This window comes from Sphingobium psychrophilum (assembly GCF_012927105.1).
Taxonomy (GTDB): domain Bacteria; phylum Pseudomonadota; class Alphaproteobacteria; order Sphingomonadales; family Sphingomonadaceae; genus Sphingobium; species Sphingobium psychrophilum.
Window position 1 is genome coordinate 37,595 of the sequence record NZ_JABBFV010000018.1, and the last position, 16,412, is coordinate 54,006.

Below are 16,412 nucleotides of genomic sequence, written 5' to 3' on the forward strand. Positions count from 1 at the left end.
TCTTCCCGAAATCTAGGCGCGGCTTTCCTTCGCCCAGTCGATGCCGCGCCTGAGAAGATCGTAGAAGACCGGCAGATCCCAGGCGCAGCGATCCACGGTCGGCCAGTAGTCGAGATGGGGTTGCATGTCATAATGGCCTTGGCAATGGCCCAGCGTGTTGTAGAGGACCGCGCCCTTATTCTGCCGTTTGATGTAGAGGACCGGATGCTTGTCCAGCGCCCAATCGGCCTCGTCGAAGCCGGTCGCTTCGCCTGCAAATTCGGTTTCGAGCAGGACGTGCAGGTCGCCATGGCACTCCATCAGATAGAGTTCGTCGGTGGTTTCGAACGCCCCGATTCCGGGCGTGATCACATGGTCGGGATCGGCGATGGTCACGCTATAGGGCACGATGGGCGGGTGGGCGATGAACTGGCTGCCCAGCGTTTCCATGAACAGCGGTGCCCAGCGCGGGCTGCCGTAAAGCCCATTGTCGAACAGGCGCAGGACCGAATTGGTCCCATGCAGCGCATACCAGCGTCCGCCACCCTTCACCCAGTCGCGCAATGCCTCCTGCGCTTCGAGAGAAGGGATGACGTCGCAAGTGTAGGTGATGAGAAAGTCGGCCTGGACGATGGCGTCGATATTGTCGTAATTTTCGAACACGCGCGTTCGGATATGCTCGTCCTCGCCCAACAGCTTGAGCAGTTCCAGCCGGGCGAAGTCGATGTCGTGATAGAGGCCGCCCGCGATCGGGACGCAGTCGATCCATTTGGGATGGTCGTCGGTCATGTCGGCTATCCGCTCAATATTGGACACGCTTGGTAAAGCCGCCGTCGATCACCAGATTGGCACCGGTCAGATAACCGCAGACGGGGGAGGCGACGAAAGCGATCGCCTTGGCAATCTCTTCGCCATTGCCCATGCGGCCGAGCGGGATTTGCTTGAGCATTGCTCATAGAAATCGGGCATGCCCTGCTTGATCTGGTCCCAGGCGTGCCCCTCCATCTCAACCGGTCCCGGCGTGATGCAATTCACGCGGATGCCGTCCGGCGCGAATTTCTGGGCCAGCGCGGCGGTATAATTGATCGTCGCGGCCTTGAGCGCATTATACGCGCCCGGCCCCATAAATTCCTCCACTGCGGCAGTTCAAGAGATTGTGACGATGGAACCGCTGTCCGATTTTTGCAGGAAGGGCAGGGCGACCTGAACACCGCGCATCAACGGGAGCGTGTCGGCATCGAAGACGGCGCGCCACCCATCCTCGTCATCGACACCGCTATTGGCGGAGGTGAAGGGGATGAAGATGTCGCAACCGCCCAGCTGATCGGCAGCCGACGCGATCCACGCGCTGTGCGCCTGCGCATCGGTCACATCGACCGCGCCACCCACCAATGCGACGCCATGGGTGCCCAGCGCCGCCAGTGCAGCATCGACGCTACCCTGCGATCGGGAGCAAAGCGCGATGTCAACGCCCTCGGCCGCCAGCGCATGGGCGGTGGCGAGGCCAATGCCGTGGCTGGCCCGACCAATATGGCCTTCTTGCCCTTCAGACCCAGATCCATTGCATCATTCCTTTCCATGCCGGCATGGCAGCTTGAAAATGGGCTTCATACTGTCGCCTTCGCTGTCCATCTTAGAGGCGTCGGCCGCTATCTGCACTGGTGTTTCCGACAGTGTAGATGCGTGGCGCGGACCCCATGGAATTGACAGGGGCGGATGAGCAATCCCTGCCCTATAAATGGTGGCAGCCATCGTGACAACCATGATGGCTGGCCCTTTGTTCGAGCTGTTTTACGGTCGGCGCGCGCGGGCGCTTGGACGACTGGCTCCCCATAGTTAATCGGCACTCCCGCCATAATCCTTGTCAGTGGCGCAGGGCCGCGTCGCCCCATGTCACGGGGACGGCGTTGCCCGTCACACCATCCGCAAGGGCGACCAGTTCGAGGATGGCGACCCCCTTGACGTCCGCTGCCAACGGTCGGGCCGGCGCGCCGCGGCGCAGCGGTGGCGTGCTGGCGAGCGCCTTGCCGTCGCCATAGAGGAAAAAGCGCACCGGCTGATCGCCATCGCGGGCGCTGTCGTCCACGCCGACCGATGCCGTGAAGCGGGCAAAGCCCTTGTTGCGCACCTCCAGCCGCGAGTTGGCCAGGATGCCCACGCCCGAAGCGAAGGTGTGACCGGCAACGACAAGCGCCTGATTATAGGGGGTCGCATCGGCCATCGCGCCACCCCATCCGGCGTACATGGGGCGCTCGCCAATCCCGCGCGTGCCGCGCCAGCCGGTTATCGACCGATAGATGGTGGGATCGGGTTCGGGCTGCGTCACCCCATCGACCGCCGGGTTCACGGTGCCGGGCTGTTCCGACAGATACAGGCCGTCGGCCAGGATGCGGTCGCCCTTCGCGCGGAAGACCAGGGTCTGGCGCGCTTCGACCCGCAGCGTCGTTTCCTGGATGAAGTCGCTTTTTGCGCCCGTCCACAGATTGGACAGGGCGATGGGGCGGTCGGCGCGGAACTTCAGATGATCGGCGGTCAGCACCGCGTCCACGGCGGACAGTCCCCGGTTGAACAGGGCGACGGCCTTGTCGCCATTGGCCAGCGTCTTGACCAGAATCTGGAAACCATCGCTGTCGAAGGCGACGGTCGCCTGATTGCCGGCGGTATCCTGGTTGAGCGCGATCAGTTCCGCATTGCCGAAAATATCGAGCAGCGGCTGAGGCGTGGTCCGCAGGTCCGAGCCAATCAGCAGCGGCGCGTTCATCATCGCCCAGAGGGCGAAATGCGACCGGGCTTCGGTCAGATGATCGGCATCGAAATCGCCCTTGCCGATGAAGAGCATATCGGGATCGTTCCAACTGCCCGGATGCGCGTAGAGCGCGCGGCGCACAGCGCTGTCATAGTTGGTGAGCATTCGGCCCCAGTCTGGTGATATGTCGTCGCTGGTGCGCGATATGCTGCCGACATCCTTGCCCCAGGATCGGACATTGGCGCTGCCCCAGATGCAGAGCGAGAGCATATAGTCGCCGTCGGGATTATATTTGGCGAGCGATTGGTTGATGTCGGCAAAGAGCGATTTGACGGCCGGGATGTCCGATCGGGTGATGCTGTGCTGGTCGATGAGCGGCGGGAGGGCGCGGAACTGGCCGCTGCGGACACGCTCCGCATCGGCGGCGAATGCGCGGATGCCGCATCCGTCGACCTTGATCGCGTCGAAGCCCCAGTCGGCGAAAAAGAGGCGGATGTCCTGGTCGCTATGCCCATATAGCCCGACTTCCCGCTCGGCGACCGTGCCTTCGGGCAGTTGGGCGGGGCCGTCCGAATAGGCCTGCGAGCAGCTATTGCGGCCGAGGTCGGAATAGATGCCAGCCTTGAAACCCATGGCATGGAGTGTGTCGGTCAGGGGACGGAAGGAGGGATCGCCCTTCCCCGTGCGGGCCGAGGGAAATTTGTCGGCGCGGATGATAAGCTTGTTGTCGCTGGTGCGGCGTTTCAGCCACCATCCATCGTCGATATTGATGAAGCGATAGCCTTTCTTCGCCAGGCCTGTTTCGACGATGCGCTGGGCGGAACCGAGCAGTTTCTCCTCGTCGATTTCGGTGAAGAAGGCGTTCCAGCTGTTCCAGCCCATCGGCGGCAACTGGGCGCTGCCGACTTGATAGGCGCTCCAGCGGCCGGTGGGGGCCAGTGGATCGACAGCGTTGGAGGCAGGGGTTTGCGCCCATAGGCTGGTGCTGGCGCACAGAGCGATCACAGGCAGGAGATGATGGCGGAGGGTCATGCGAAGTCCTTGAGAGTCAGGGAGGCTGGCGTACCGGCCTTGAGTATCAAGATGTGGCGTTTGTCGGCAAGGCGGACGGTGCGTGGGCCGGGCAGTTCGGGGTGCAGGATGGCGCGATCGAGGCCGCCGTCCCGCCAGTAGAGGTCGATGCTACAGCGACCGCGCGCGCGCAGGCCGGTGATCCTGCCGGTTGGCCAGGCTTTCGGCAGCGCCGGCAGCAGATCGATGACGTCGCCATGGCTGTCCATCAGCATGGCGACGATGCCCGCCGCGCCACCGAAATTGCCGTCGATCTGAAAGGGGCGGGTGGGCGTCGCACATATTGGGATAGGTGCGGTCCGGGCCGAGCAGGAAGCGCAGGATGTCATGCGCATGGTCGCCTTCGCGCAGGCGCGCCCACAGGTTGATGCGCCAGGCGGTCGCCCAGCCGGTCGCACGGTCGCCGCGTATTTCCAGTGTGCGGCGTGCGGCGGCGGCAAGATCGGGCGTGCCGTCGGGCGTGATCTGGTGCGACGGGTACAGCCCATAAAGGTGGGAGACGTGGCGGTGGTTCTGTTCGGGCGCGTCGGCGTCCCAATCCCGCTGCCATTCCTGCAACTGGCCCTGATGACCGATTTTATAAGGCGCGAGATTGTCGTGCGCGGCGCGCGCTTCGGCGACCAGGGAGGCGTCGATATTCAAGAGGGTGGCGGCTTTGATCGTCTGTGTGAAGAGATCGCGCAAAATGCCCATGTCCATCGTTGGCCCGGCGCAGAGCGTGCCGCCATGGCCATGCGGATTTTCAGGGCTCATCGACGGGTTGGTGACGAGGAAGCCAGTGGTCGGATCGCACTGGAGCGTGTCAAGGAAGAAGCGCGCGGCTCCGGCCATTAAGGGGTAGATGGACGCCAGATAGTCGCGATCGCGGCCATAGTCATAATGGTCCCATAAATGGGTGCAAAGCCAAGCGCCGCCGGTGGGCCAAAGGCCGAATTCCGCGCCGTCGATCGGTGCGGTGGCGCGCCACAGGTCGGTGTTATGATGCGTGACCCAGCCGCGTGCGCCATACATGGTCCTGGCGGTGCGTTCGCCCGTAATGGCGAGGTCGTGGGCCATCTCCACAAGCGGGGCGACACATTCGCCCAGCGCCGTCGGCTCGGCCGGCCAATAATTCATCTGGGTGTTGATGTTGATCGTATATTTGGACCCCCAAGGGGGCGACGGGCTGTCGTTCCAGAGGCCCTGCAAATTGGCGGGCTGGCCACCCGGACGGGACGAGCAGATCAGCAGATAGCGGGCATAGTCGAAATAGAGTGCGGCAAGCGCTGGATCGTCGCTGGTCTGGGAGGCGGCGATGCGCTGATCTGTGGGCATCTGCGCGGCGGGCGTGGCACCCAGGTCGAGGGCGACGCGGCGGAACAGCCTCTGGTGCGCGGCGGCGGTATCGGCGGCGATGCGGGCGAAGGGGTGGCGCTTGACCCTGGCCAAAGTGGCGGCGGTGGTGGCGAGCGGATCGCCGCTGACGTCATCGAAGCGCTTGTGGCTGGTCGCCATGGCGATGAGCAGGGTGACGGACGTTGCGCCGCGGATGCTAAGGCGGCCGTCGGCGCTGTGCGTTGCGCCTCCGCCGTTGATCTGCGTCGCCAGGCGCGCGGCGAAGCGGAGATTGCCTTCGATCCCCTTGGATGCGCCGTTGCGGCCAGTGAGGAGCAGTCCGGCGGGGCCGTCCGCCATCACCTGAACATCTCGCTGGGGTGAGCGCAAGGCGATATCGACATCGATTTTGCCAGCCCTGCTGGCGGTCAGGCTGACCGCGATGAGCTGGTCGGCTGGGGACGCGACGACCTGACGGACATGGGTGACGCCGTTCGCGTCGAACCGGGTGGTCGCGATCGCTTTGTCGAGATCAAGCTCGCGGCGATAGGCGCTGGCTTCGCCCAGGTTGGGGAAATCGAGGATCAGGTCGCCCAGCGTCTGATAGGGCATCTGCGTCAGCGGCTTGGCCATCAAAGTCTGGTTGGCCAGCGCCTCGGCCTCCGCGATTTTTCCTGCGAAGATCAGGTCGCGCACTTTGGGCAGCATCGCCTCTGCCTGTGGATTTACCGGATCATAGGGCTGACCCGCCCAGAGCGTGCTTTCGTTGAGTTGCAGCCGTTCCTGGCCGATGCCGCCGAATATCATCGCGCCCAGCCGTCCGTTGCCGATGGGTAGCGCCTTGGTCCATTCCGTGGAGGGTTGGCCATACCATAGCGCTGCCGGGGCCGGCGTGTCGGGCGCCGCACCCGTCGGTCGTGCTGCCGCGAGTGCGGCGGTGCCGACCGCCATGGCGGCCATGGTTTCGCGACGGCTGAAGGTCATGGCTGCACGCCGACTGACAGCGGCGCAAGGGTGAAGTTGTCGACATCGAGATAGCCGCCGGTGGGGGCTGGGTTATAGCAGGAGATCGCGATTTGCTGGCCCTGGAACGTGCCGGTGCGCCAGTCGAACGCGAGCGGAAAGGCGTCGCCGACGTCTTGCCATGTCCGGTTGTCAAGGCTGTAGCCGACGCGGCCCTGTTGCGTCTGGAAATCCATGTCCGCGCGCAGCCAGAGGGTGCGGCCGGTAACGGGAATGGCGGGGACACGGATGTCGGTGCGGGGGCCGTTCTGCGTGCTTTCGGTCAGCTGCATCCGCAGCGATCGCGCGCCCTTCACGCTGCCGACGACCGACAGTTGCGCGTTATACTTCCCGAAACTGCCAAGACCGCAAACGTCGCCCGCCTCGATGCCGGCCATGTCGAGCTTCACGATGGCGCGCATCATCGGCCCCTGCGCCTTTTGCGTCAGCGTGTTGCGGGCGGTCCAGATGCCGTCCGCCTGGGTCGCATGCAGGCGCAGGAAGCCGGGGCGCTGCGTCAGAGACCATTTACTGTCGTCGGGATTATGATTCCACTGCCATTGCAAGCCGAGTGTCGGAGCGGAGAAATCATCCGACGAGGGTGGTTCGGCGAAAGCATGACCGGCAATCGGCTTGGGCGACCGGTCGGGCACGAAATCGGGCTTGTCCGGCGTGCCCCACCAGGGCCAACCGTCTTTCCAGAAAATCGGGCTGATGTTGGTCATGCGGCCGATCGCGCCCGCGTCTACCATGACGAAGCCATACCAGCTGCCGTCCGGCATATCGACTATAGCGCCCTGATGGCCGCCGGTCTTGTCGTCGATCGACGGCTTGGTTTCCCACGGTCCCCACAAGCTGCGCGAGCGCGATATAGTCATCGCCAGCTTGCCCGGGATGGCGTTGAAGAGATAGTAGAAGCCGTTGTGGCGGATGATCTTCGATCCTTCCGCGCCCTTGTTATAATAGGTGACTTTCGCGGCGGTGACGGCGGATAGATCCTCGTTGAGGGTCAGCAGCGTGACCGTGCCGTCCATGCCGATCGAGGTGCCGAGATAGGCGGTGCCATCCGCGTCGATGAACAAGGCGGGATCGAAGGCTTCGCGGCCCAGTTCCTTATAGGTCCATGGTCCGTCGATCCTGGCGGACCGGTAGATGCGCGTCTTGTGCCCGACCGGGGTGACGGCGAGGTAGAATAGCCCCTTGTGACGGCGCAGGCTGGCGGCGTAAAAACCGCGACGATAGTCGCCGCCGTCCTTGAGGTCATAGCGCGGGTCGCCATCGAGCCAATCGACCACATGGGTCGCGATACGCCAGTTCACCAGATCCTTCGAATGGAGGATGGTGACGCCGGGCGCATTGGCGAAGATGGTAGAAACGAAATAGAAATCCTCGCCCACGCGAATGATGTCGGGATCGGGATAATCGGCGAACAGCACCGGGTTGCGATAGGTGCCGTCGCCCTGATCAGAGCGCCAGACCTGTGCGGGCAGGGCCGCGGCGATCAGGCCGGTGGCGAGGGCGAAGCCAAGGGTCGCGGGGCGGATCATGGCGGCGCTCCTTAGTTGGCCGGGCTATAGTGATAGGGGCCAACGACCGTGCCGACGAAGCCGCCTGCCTTCTTCGTACTGAGCAGGGTGGCGTCGACGCCGTCCTTCAACGTCTTCATGCCGCCGCCGACGCCATAATCGAATGCGATCGTCCTGCCGGTCGCGCGAATGGTGAGGGTTATAGGGCCGCTGGTGGTGAGGGGCGCGGAGGCGACCAGCGTGTCGGTATCGGCCGCGTCGCGTGTGTACAGGGCGACCACCGGCTTGCCCGCGATCCGGGTGAGGCCGAAGAAGAGGTTGCTGCGGTCGCTCTGCACGGCGGCAAGGCCGGCGCGGTCGCCATCCTTGGCCGGCGTGTAGCGCAGCGTGGTGGAGAAGGTGGCATTGCTATGCTGTTGCCGCCGTCCGATGAAGGCGGGAACGCCGTTCAGATCGCCGATCGGTGCGCCGCTTTCCAGCGCCAGCGCGCCGCCCGCGAGATGATAGAAGGGCTTTTGCGGGATGCGGATGCCGATCCATTCCACCGGTAGCGCTGCGCCGTCAAACTCCTCAACATAGGTAAAGTCGCCGCTGGTGGGCAGCGCAGGCTTGGGCTGCGCCGGCAGATTGGGGGCCTTGAGGGTATGGGGGATCGCCTGCCCGCGCGGCAGGATGATCGGCCAGCCGTCCTTCCACTCCACCGGCAACAAAAAGGTTTCACGGCCGATATTATAATGATCGTCGGCATCATAGGGGCGGACAGCCAGGAAGGTCGCCCACCAGTCGCCATTTTGCGTCTGGACCAGTTCGGCATGGCCCGCCGACCCGATCATCTCGGGCCGCGCAGGATCAAGATCGCGCTGGGTAAGGATCGGGTCGCCCTCAAACGGGATATAGGGGCCGCGCATGCCGTTCGAGCGGAAGACGACCTGCGAATGATTGACGCTGGTGCCGCCTTCGGCCGCGGTCAGATAATAATAGCCGTCCTTGCGGAAGATATGCGGTCCTTCGATCCAGACCGGCCTCTTGGTAATATCGACGCCGCCGTTGATGAGCTGGGTGCTCTCCCCCACCATCTTGCCCGCGCGCCAGTCATATTCCTGCATCCAGATCGCGCGGTGTCCATCATAGCGGGGCTTTTCATCGGGCGCGCGGTTGTTGACGATATAGGCCTTGTCGCCCTCCCAATAGATGGACGGGTCGATCCCTTCGAACGGCAACCAGATCGGGTCGGACCAGGGACCGGCGGGGTCTTTGGCGGTAATGACGAAATTGCCCTTACATTCGACGCAGGTGTTGACGATGTAGAAGGTGCCGTCGTGATAGCTGATGTCTGGCGCAAACACCGCTTGCGAGATGCGCCGGCCATTGAAGTTCAACTGTTCCGGCCGGTTAATCGCGTTGGCGATCTGGGTCCAGTTGACCAGATCCTTCGATTTGAAGATCGGCAGGCCAGGATAATGGGCGAAGGAGGAATTGACGAGATAATAATCGTCGCCCACGCGCGTAACCGACGGGTCGGGATAATAGCCGGTCAGGATCGGATTGCGATATTCGCCCGGTTTGACCACGACCTTTTCCGCCGACTGCCCTTCATAGGCGAAGCGTTCGAAGAGCGCCGGGGCGGCCTGCGCCGGGGCGGCGAACAGCGAGAGAGACAGTATCGAAGGCATGAGCGCAGAGAGGGGCAAGGTCCAGCGGGTCATGATCAATCTCTCCTTCAACTGCCGCGCTTCGTCGCGCTGCATCTTTAGTTAGCGCTAACATAATCTGCTATGAATGTTCGTTGCAAGCGGCGTTTATTTTTATGGATTTCGGGTCGTGATGCAGACTCTCCCTGACAATGGATCAAGGACTGACGCGAGGCATGCGGAGCGGCGGGCCTATTTCCCGCTTTGCCTATGCCTGTCCATGTTTTAGGTCGGCTGATCGCATAGCGGGCGTACAAGGAAAAGCATGGCAAGATCGCAGCAGGTCGGGCGTGGTGCGACGATCGTGGATGTTGCCAAGCGTGCCGGCGTATCATCGATGACGGTATCGCGCGTCATCAATGGGCGTTCCGGCGTCAGCGCGGAAACGCGCGCGGCCGTCGAGGAGGCGATCAAGGTGCTTTCCTATACGCCCAATGTCGCGGCGCGCAATCTGGTGAACTCGACGGAATTGCGGATCGGCATTATCTATTCCAATGCGAGCGCCGCGTTCATGAGCGAGTTTTTGACCGGCGTTTTCGAGGAGGCGTCGTCGCGTGGCGTCAGGCTGATGTTGCTGAAAGGAGAGGGCGGGCGACCTCCGCCCGTGGAAGCCATTGAAGATCTGGTCGCATCCGGGCTGAGTGGCGCGTTGCTGGCGCCCCCGCTGGGCGAGGCGCCCGACGTGCTGCGGGTGCTGCGCGATGCGGGATGCGCCATGGCGGCCGTGGGTGCCTATCAGTCGCCCGGCACGATCTGCGTGCGGATCGACGATCGCGCGGCATCCTATCAGATGACCCGGTTGCTGCTGGATCTGGGGCACCGCCAACTGGGCTTCATCTTGGGCAATCCCGACCAAGCGGCGAGTGCCGAACGGATGGCTGGATTCTACGCCGCGGTTCGCGAAACCGGCGGGGTGGAAGTTCAGGTTGTCCAGGGCGACTTCACTTATGGTTCGGGACTGGCCGCGGCCGAGTATCTGCTGGCCTTGCCAAAGCGGCCCACCGCCATCTTCGCAAGCAATGACGACATGGCCGCCGCGGTCGTTTCGGTCGCGCATCGGCGGCATCTGGACGTGCCGAGCGAACTCACCGTGGCTGGCTTCGACGATACGACCCTGGCGAGCACGCTCTGGCCACCCTTGACCACGGTGCATCAGCCCGTGCGCGCACTGGCGGCCGAAGCGCTGAGCCTGCTGATCGCCGAAATCGCTGCGAAAAAGGGCAAGTCGCGCGTGCCGCGCGAAATCATCCTCGATCACAGGATCGTGGAGCGTCAATCGACCGGCGCGCATCTGTCGTCGCCGCCTTCATAGAGGAACCAGGCGAAATCGGCCGGGGTCGCCATGCCGGACGCATCCTGACAGGCCATGCCGACGAAAGTGCCCGTGAAATTGGGAAGGCCGGGAAAGGTAACCTCATCCGAAAGGATGGTCCCGTCCAGCCTGTGCGGGAGAATCTGCCAGACGGATGACTCTTCGCTCCGCCAGCTGAAGATCAGGGCGTCGCCATCGCCTTGCGCTCTCAGTTCGATCGGTCCTTCGGGCAGCGGTCCGACGCCCTCTATCGTGACGCTTTCGGCCAGTTCGGGCGACGCGATCATCAATTGCAGTTCGCGTGCGCCTTCTTCCACGCTGATGCTCAGATAATAATATTTGGTGCTGTTATAGTAGAGGATCAGGCCCGCAGCCTGCTGGAAGCAGCGCGGCGCAAAGTCCAGGCATGTCGTCGCGGTGAAGCGCCGATGCTCCAGCCGCCGCGCGACGAGCGCCTGCTCGAAATGACTGCCGACGGTTTCCCGGCCGTACAGTCGCAGGAAACCGGGCCGGTCGAATAGGCTGAAGAGGCGTTCCGGCATGGGCGTGCGCAACCACTGAAATTCAGGGGGCAGGCTATCGCGATCGAAACGCCCGTTCCACCTGTTCTGAGGCCAGGGCATTGGCGGCAGGTCGGGTGCGCGGGGTGCCTCCATCGGCTTAGCGTCTCCGTCCAGCGTGCGCAGCCATCCATCATCATGCCATCGCATCGGCTGTATCGCGGTCTCGCGGCCCAGGATGCAGCGCGCCTTTTCTGGAACGGGGCGGCCGCACAGATAGGTGAGCCAGGGCGTGCCGTCCTGTAGTTCGACCAAGTCGCCATGGCCTGTGCGGGTCAGCGGCCCGTGACGATTGCCGGAAGCCGTCAGCACCACGCCATCGGGATGCACTTCATAGGGGCCGAGCAGGTCGCAGGAACGAGCCATGACGACCGCATGATCCCACCCTGTGCCGCCTTCGGCCACCAGCAGATGATACCATTCGTCGCGCTTGTAGATGTGGGGGCCTTCGGTAAAGCCCAGATCGGTTCCCTTGAAAATCAGATGGGGTTCGCCGACGAGTTTCAAGGCGGCGCGATCAAATAGCTGTATCTGGATGCCCGCGAAACGGCCGCGACCGGGGCGGTGGTCCCACAGCATGTTCAACATCCAGCTGCGGCCGTCCTCGTCATGGAACAAGGCGGGGTCAAAGCCGCTGCTGTTGAGGTGGGTGGCGTCCGACCAGTCGCCGTCGACATGGTCGCAATGGACGACATAGTTGGGGAAGTCGCGCAGGGACGCCCCCCTGGCCCCGTTGACCGTCGTCACGCCATAGCGTTTGACGTCGGTGAAGATCAGCCAGAAGCGGCCGTCGGCATAGCTGAGATCGGGCGCCCACACCCCGCAGGAATCCGGCGCGCCGCGCATGTCCAGTTGCGACGCCCGCGCCAGCGGTCGGGCCACCAGCCGCCAATGTTTGAGATCGCGACTATGGTGGATCTGCACGCCCGGATACCATTCGAAGGTCGATGTCGCGATGTAGAAATCATCGCCCACCCGCAGGATCGAGGGGTCAGGATTAAAACCCGGAAGGATCGGATTGGAGATGACGGTCATGCGGGTTTGCGCACCAATGTCCACAGGAGAAGAGCGCCCAGAAGGTCGAGGACGCCAAGGATGACGAAAAATGGCCCATAGCCGACCTGATCGACCATCTGGCCCAGCAGCAGGGTGAAGATAAGGACGCCCAGATTGCCCGCCAGACCGGCGAGGCCAGCGGCGGTGGCCACGACATTGCGCGGGAAGAGGTCCGACGCCATCGTGATGACGGTGACCGACAGCGTCTGATGCGCAAACCCGCCCAGGCACAGCAAAGCGATGGCCGCATAGGGGTTCGTCGCCATGCCGACAAAGGCCATGCCGGTCATCATCACCGCGCCCAAGGTGAAGGTCCAACGTCGGGCATCGATCAGGTCGACCTTGCGCCGTTGCAGAAAGCTGACGACGGCCGGGCCGAACAGACATCCCAGATCCGCGGCAAGAAAGGGCAGCCATGCAAAGAGGGCAATCTGCGCGAGGTCGAAGCCGCGGACCCGCGCCAGATAGAGCGGCATCCAGAAGGACAACATACCCCATACCGGGTCGGCCAGCATCCGGGGCAGGGCGATCCCCCAAAGGTCGCGCCGACGTAGCAGCGACAGCATGGAGGCGCGTGTCGCCTGCGGCGCGAGCCGGGCTTCCTGTCCATTGGCGATATAGTCGCGTTCCTGCGTGGTCAGGCGCGGGTGGCGCGCGGGGCTGTCATAATAAAATAGCCAGAGTAAGGCCCAGACCAGCCCGATGGCCCCGGCGATCACGAACGCCAGTCGCCAACTGTGCATCATGACGGCCCATGCCACCAGGGGCGGGGCAAACACCGCGCCGAACGAGGCGCCGATATTGTACACGCCGCCTGCCAGGCCGCGTTCCTTGGACGGAAACCACTCCGCGACGAGTTTTTGACCGGCGGGCTGGGCGGAGCCTTCCGCCAGGCCCAGCAGGCCGCGCAACGCTGCAAAGCCGAACCAGCCGTTTACGAAGCCATGCGCCATGGTGATGATCGACCAGGCGGCGACGCAAACACCAAAACCGATGCGCAGCCCCACGCTGTCGAGGAAATAGCCGGCGGCTGGCTGGAACATCACGCCAAGCTGGAAGGCGCTGGTGATCCAGCCATATTCAACGCTGGTTATGGACTGTTCCGACAAAATGACCGGCGCAGCAACGCCCAGGACGGAGCGCGACAGATAGTTGATGACCATGGCCCCGACGAACAGGCCGATGATGGTCCATCTGACTTTACCCATAGGGCCAGTCATGACGCTAAAGCGTAGATAGCGTTAACATCCCTCACGGCATGCGGCGAGGCCAGTCGGGCTGTCACCCGTCGCCGGGCATCCGGGCGCGCCCAGGCACGAAATGACGCTAGGTTTTGCACCATATGACATCCTCATCTTATCGCTTTTGTTAAACTATTGACAATAAACAGCGGCAAGATCAATAGATGTTGTTAGCGCTAACTGAATTTTTGCCATGTCTTTAACATGATCGACGAGAGAGGCGCTTTTGTGGACCCTGATCCGCAAAGATAGGGTCGTGTTCCCCACTCCATAGATTTGCAAACTGCACGACCGCCAAAAATCGCGGCGTGAGAGGATGAAGTGGTTTACGATAGGCGCGGTCCTCGCCTGCTGGTCCGCGCGCAGCAGGCGGTGTGGACGCGCAATTGCGATCATGATGTCACCGTGTCGCTGGCACAAGGCGCATATCGGCTGACCACGCCGCTCCGTTTCAAACGCTAGTGGCCGCCCGAGGCCAAGAAGTCATCGATGCAAGTGGCGTTCGGTCCAAATTGCCCACAAAACCATTGCTACGCGCTGGTAGCAATGATGCAGGCTATTGGAAAAACGCCACAGCTCGCACTTCTATGCTGGAGCGCGTCTTAGTGTCCGGCAAACTGCTGTCATGAAAGGCCGTATGCGGACAGCGCCAGGTCACATCATGGTCGCTGTCCTGAAATTTGAACAGCAGTACGTCGTCCGCCGCCATGTTCGAAAAATACCACCAGCGATGCCGGTCCCGATGGCGGAAAATGGACGCGGCGATCATCTGGTCCTCGCCTGCGACCGGGGCCGTCAGCGCGTCGCCGGCGGGAAATTCGTCCACGACGAACAAGGTGTTCGACGTCGCTTCCTCGTCCGACACGGTGCGGCCGTCGCACACCGCCAGCGGCCAGTCCTGCGGGCCGGGCGTGAAGGTGCGCCAGAAGCTGACGCAGACATAGCGTGTATAGCCCGGCCCATCGGGGAAAGCGGCGGCATAGGCGCGCTCTGCCGCGCGGCGGCCGGTGATTTCATTATAATCGACATGGGCCTCGCCCGCAGGCGGCTGGATGCCGCCTTCGTGTCGGTAATTCTCCACCTTCTCCTGCGCGCGGGCGGTCAGATCGGCCGATGTCCGGATCATCCAGCCGCCCGCCGCCACGCAGGTTGCGCCTGTGAGCGCGCGGATCGCCTCTTCACATTCGCGCAGGTACAGGCGATCGACCTCTTCCTTGTCAAAAAAATCAGCGATCGCGCTGCGATGCTTGCCCAACATGAAGCCATGGGTGTCGAAGTCGAAATGATCGCGGATCGGCATCCCGTCGCGCACCATCATGCGATGGTCGTTATAGGTGCCGGTGTTGATCTCGACCCCGCGCGACACATAGCGCCGCGTGACGAAATCGCCTTCGTCCAGATAGCGGATCAGCGCGGGCACCTGCCGCGCGCTGTCCTCGACATCGGCTGCGATCGGCAGGCTGGCCATCAGTCGACTTCCTCTGGAAGCGCGCCAATGACCGATTTCACCTCCAGAAACTCCTCCAGCCCGAACCTGCCAAATTCGCGGCCATTCCCCGACTGCTTGTAGCCGCCAAACGGCATGTCCATGGCCAGCCCGCCAGCATTGACGAACACCGCGCCCGCGCGGATGCGGCTGACGAACTTGCGCGCATGGGCGGGGTCGCCCGCAATATAGGCACCCAGCCCATAGGGCGTGTCATTGGCGATGCGGATCGCGTCCTCATCATCTTCATAGGGCATGAGGACCAGGACGGGGCCGAAAATCTCCTCCTTGGCGATCGTCATGTCGGGCGTGACGTTGGCGAAGACGGTGGGGCGGACATAGCTGCCCGCGTCCATCCCTTCGGGACGGCCGGTGCCGCCGGTGACGAGGGTGGCGCCTTCGTCGATGCCGGTCTGGATCAGGCCCTGGATGCGGTCCCACTGGCGTTGGCTGACGACCGGGCCGATATGATCGCCCTCGCTCAGCGGATCGCCGACCTTCTTGGCGGCGAACATCGCGCCGACCTTTTCCGCCGCTTCGTCATGCTGGGACTTGTGGACCAGCATCCGGGTGGGCGCGACGCAGCTCTGGCCGCTGTTGAGCAGCACGCCGCCCACTCCGCCAGGCAGCGCCTTGTCGAGCGGCGTGCCTTCCAAAATGATGTTGGGTGACTTGCCGCCCAGTTCCTGCGCGACGCGCTTGACGGTGTCGGCGGCATTCTTGGCGACCATGATGCCCGCGCGGGTGGAGCCGGTGAAGCTCACCATGTCGATGTCGGGATGTTGGGCGAGCGCGGTGCCCACGCCTTCGCCATCACCCTGCACCAGGTTGAAGACGCCGGGCGGCACGCCGGCCGCGTCCAATATCTCGGCAAAGATGGCGGCGCAGCTCGGCGCTTCCTCGGAGGGCTTGAGGATCATCGTGCAGCCGGCCGCGAGAGCCGGGCCGACCTTGGCGACGATCTGGTTCATCGGCCAGTTCCAGGGCGTGATGAGCGCGACTACGCCGATCGGCTCGCGCACCACCCTATTATCGCCGATCTTCTCGGAAAATTCGTAATTTTTGAGCGCATTGAGCGCTTGACCCAGATGGCCCAGGCCCGATCCGGCTTGCGCCGTCTGGGCGATGGAAATGGGGCAGCCCATTTCGGTGGCGATGGCGCGGGCGATGTCGGGGACGCGCTTTTGATATTCGGCGACGATCCGTTCGAGCAGCGCGACGCGCTCCTCGCGGCTGGTCAGCGAAAATGTTTCGAATGCGCGCCGAGCCGCGACGACGGCGGCGTCGACATCGGCGGCGGTGCCCAGGATCAGGTCGGCGGCGCTCTGGTCGGTGGCCGGATTGATGACGGGGACGGTCCGGCCGCCCTGGCTGTCGATCCAATGGCCGTCGATATAATGTTGCATCGTATTGGGCATGGGAAAATCC

General features: G+C 63.3%; 11 protein-coding genes and 1 pseudogene. 1 reads left to right on the forward strand and 11 read right to left on the reverse strand.

All coding sequences use genetic code 11. The features are described from left to right. Positions 1-12: 12 nt before the first annotated feature. The 7 genes and pseudogenes from HHL08_RS19340 to HHL08_RS19365 all read right to left on the reverse strand — a co-directional run bounded on the left by HHL08_RS19340 (position 13) and on the right by HHL08_RS19365 (position 9,344). Positions 13-768: a ThuA domain-containing protein gene (locus HHL08_RS19340; protein WP_169574661.1), complete on the reverse strand. Its 756-nt coding sequence runs from the start codon at positions 766-768 to the stop codon at positions 13-15. 13 nt (positions 769-781) lie between these two features. After that, a pseudogene (locus HHL08_RS19345) lies at positions 782-1,509 on the reverse strand (SDR family NAD(P)-dependent oxidoreductase). Between the two features lie 334 nt (positions 1,510-1,843). Then, on the reverse strand, positions 1,844-3,757 hold the full coding sequence (locus HHL08_RS19350) for an NPCBM/NEW2 domain-containing protein (protein ID WP_169574662.1): 1,914 nt from the start codon (positions 3,755-3,757) through the stop codon (positions 1,844-1,846). Next, a complete protein-coding gene (locus HHL08_RS26170; protein WP_328804701.1) occupies positions 3,754-4,011 on the reverse strand; it encodes a glycoside hydrolase family 95-like protein in 258 nt (85 codons plus the stop codon). The genes HHL08_RS19350 and HHL08_RS26170 overlap by 4 nt, the downstream gene beginning before the upstream one ends. Next, a complete protein-coding gene (locus tag HHL08_RS19355) occupies positions 3,908-6,094 on the reverse strand; it encodes a glycoside hydrolase family 95 protein (RefSeq protein ID WP_235955160.1) in 2,187 nt (728 codons plus the stop codon). The genes HHL08_RS26170 and HHL08_RS19355 overlap by 104 nt, the downstream gene beginning before the upstream one ends. Further along, positions 6,091-7,659 carry a glycoside hydrolase family 43 protein gene (locus tag HHL08_RS19360; RefSeq protein ID WP_169574663.1) on the reverse strand — a complete coding sequence of 523 codons (1,569 nt, stop codon included), beginning with the start codon at positions 7,657-7,659 and terminating at the stop codon, positions 6,091-6,093. The genes HHL08_RS19355 and HHL08_RS19360 overlap by 4 nt, the downstream gene beginning before the upstream one ends. A gap of 11 nt (positions 7,660-7,670) precedes the next feature. Beyond that, on the reverse strand, positions 7,671-9,344 hold the full coding sequence (locus HHL08_RS19365; protein WP_235955161.1) for a glycoside hydrolase family 43 protein: 1,674 nt from the start codon (positions 9,342-9,344) through the stop codon (positions 7,671-7,673). 250 nt (positions 9,345-9,594) lie between these two features. On the opposite strand from HHL08_RS19365, the gene HHL08_RS19370 reads away from it, so the two are divergent. Further along, positions 9,595-10,641 carry a LacI family DNA-binding transcriptional regulator gene (locus HHL08_RS19370; RefSeq protein ID WP_169574664.1) on the forward strand — a complete coding sequence of 349 codons (1,047 nt, stop codon included), beginning with the start codon at positions 9,595-9,597 and terminating at the stop codon, positions 10,639-10,641. On the opposite strand, the gene HHL08_RS19375 is transcribed toward HHL08_RS19370, so the two are convergent. The 4 genes from HHL08_RS19375 to HHL08_RS19390 form a co-directional block, all read right to left on the reverse strand. Next, entirely contained in the window at positions 10,602-12,236 is a 1,635-nt protein-coding gene (locus tag HHL08_RS19375; RefSeq protein ID WP_169574665.1) for a glycoside hydrolase family 43 protein, read from the reverse strand. The genes HHL08_RS19370 and HHL08_RS19375 overlap by 40 nt on opposite strands. After that, positions 12,233-13,465 (reverse strand): MFS transporter, encoded by a 1,233-nt coding sequence (locus HHL08_RS19380; protein ID WP_235955162.1) that lies wholly within the window; start codon positions 13,463-13,465, stop codon positions 12,233-12,235. Before HHL08_RS19380 ends, HHL08_RS19375 begins: the two co-directional genes overlap by 4 nt. Before the next feature lie 589 nt (positions 13,466-14,054). Beyond that, positions 14,055-14,966: a CmcJ/NvfI family oxidoreductase gene (locus HHL08_RS19385; protein ID WP_169574667.1), complete on the reverse strand. Its 912-nt coding sequence runs from the start codon at positions 14,964-14,966 to the stop codon at positions 14,055-14,057. After that, positions 14,966-16,402 carry an aldehyde dehydrogenase family protein gene (locus tag HHL08_RS19390; RefSeq protein ID WP_169574668.1) on the reverse strand — a complete coding sequence of 479 codons (1,437 nt, stop codon included), beginning with the start codon at positions 16,400-16,402 and terminating at the stop codon, positions 14,966-14,968. The genes HHL08_RS19385 and HHL08_RS19390 overlap by 1 nt, the downstream gene beginning before the upstream one ends. Positions 16,403-16,412 lie beyond the last annotated feature (10 nt).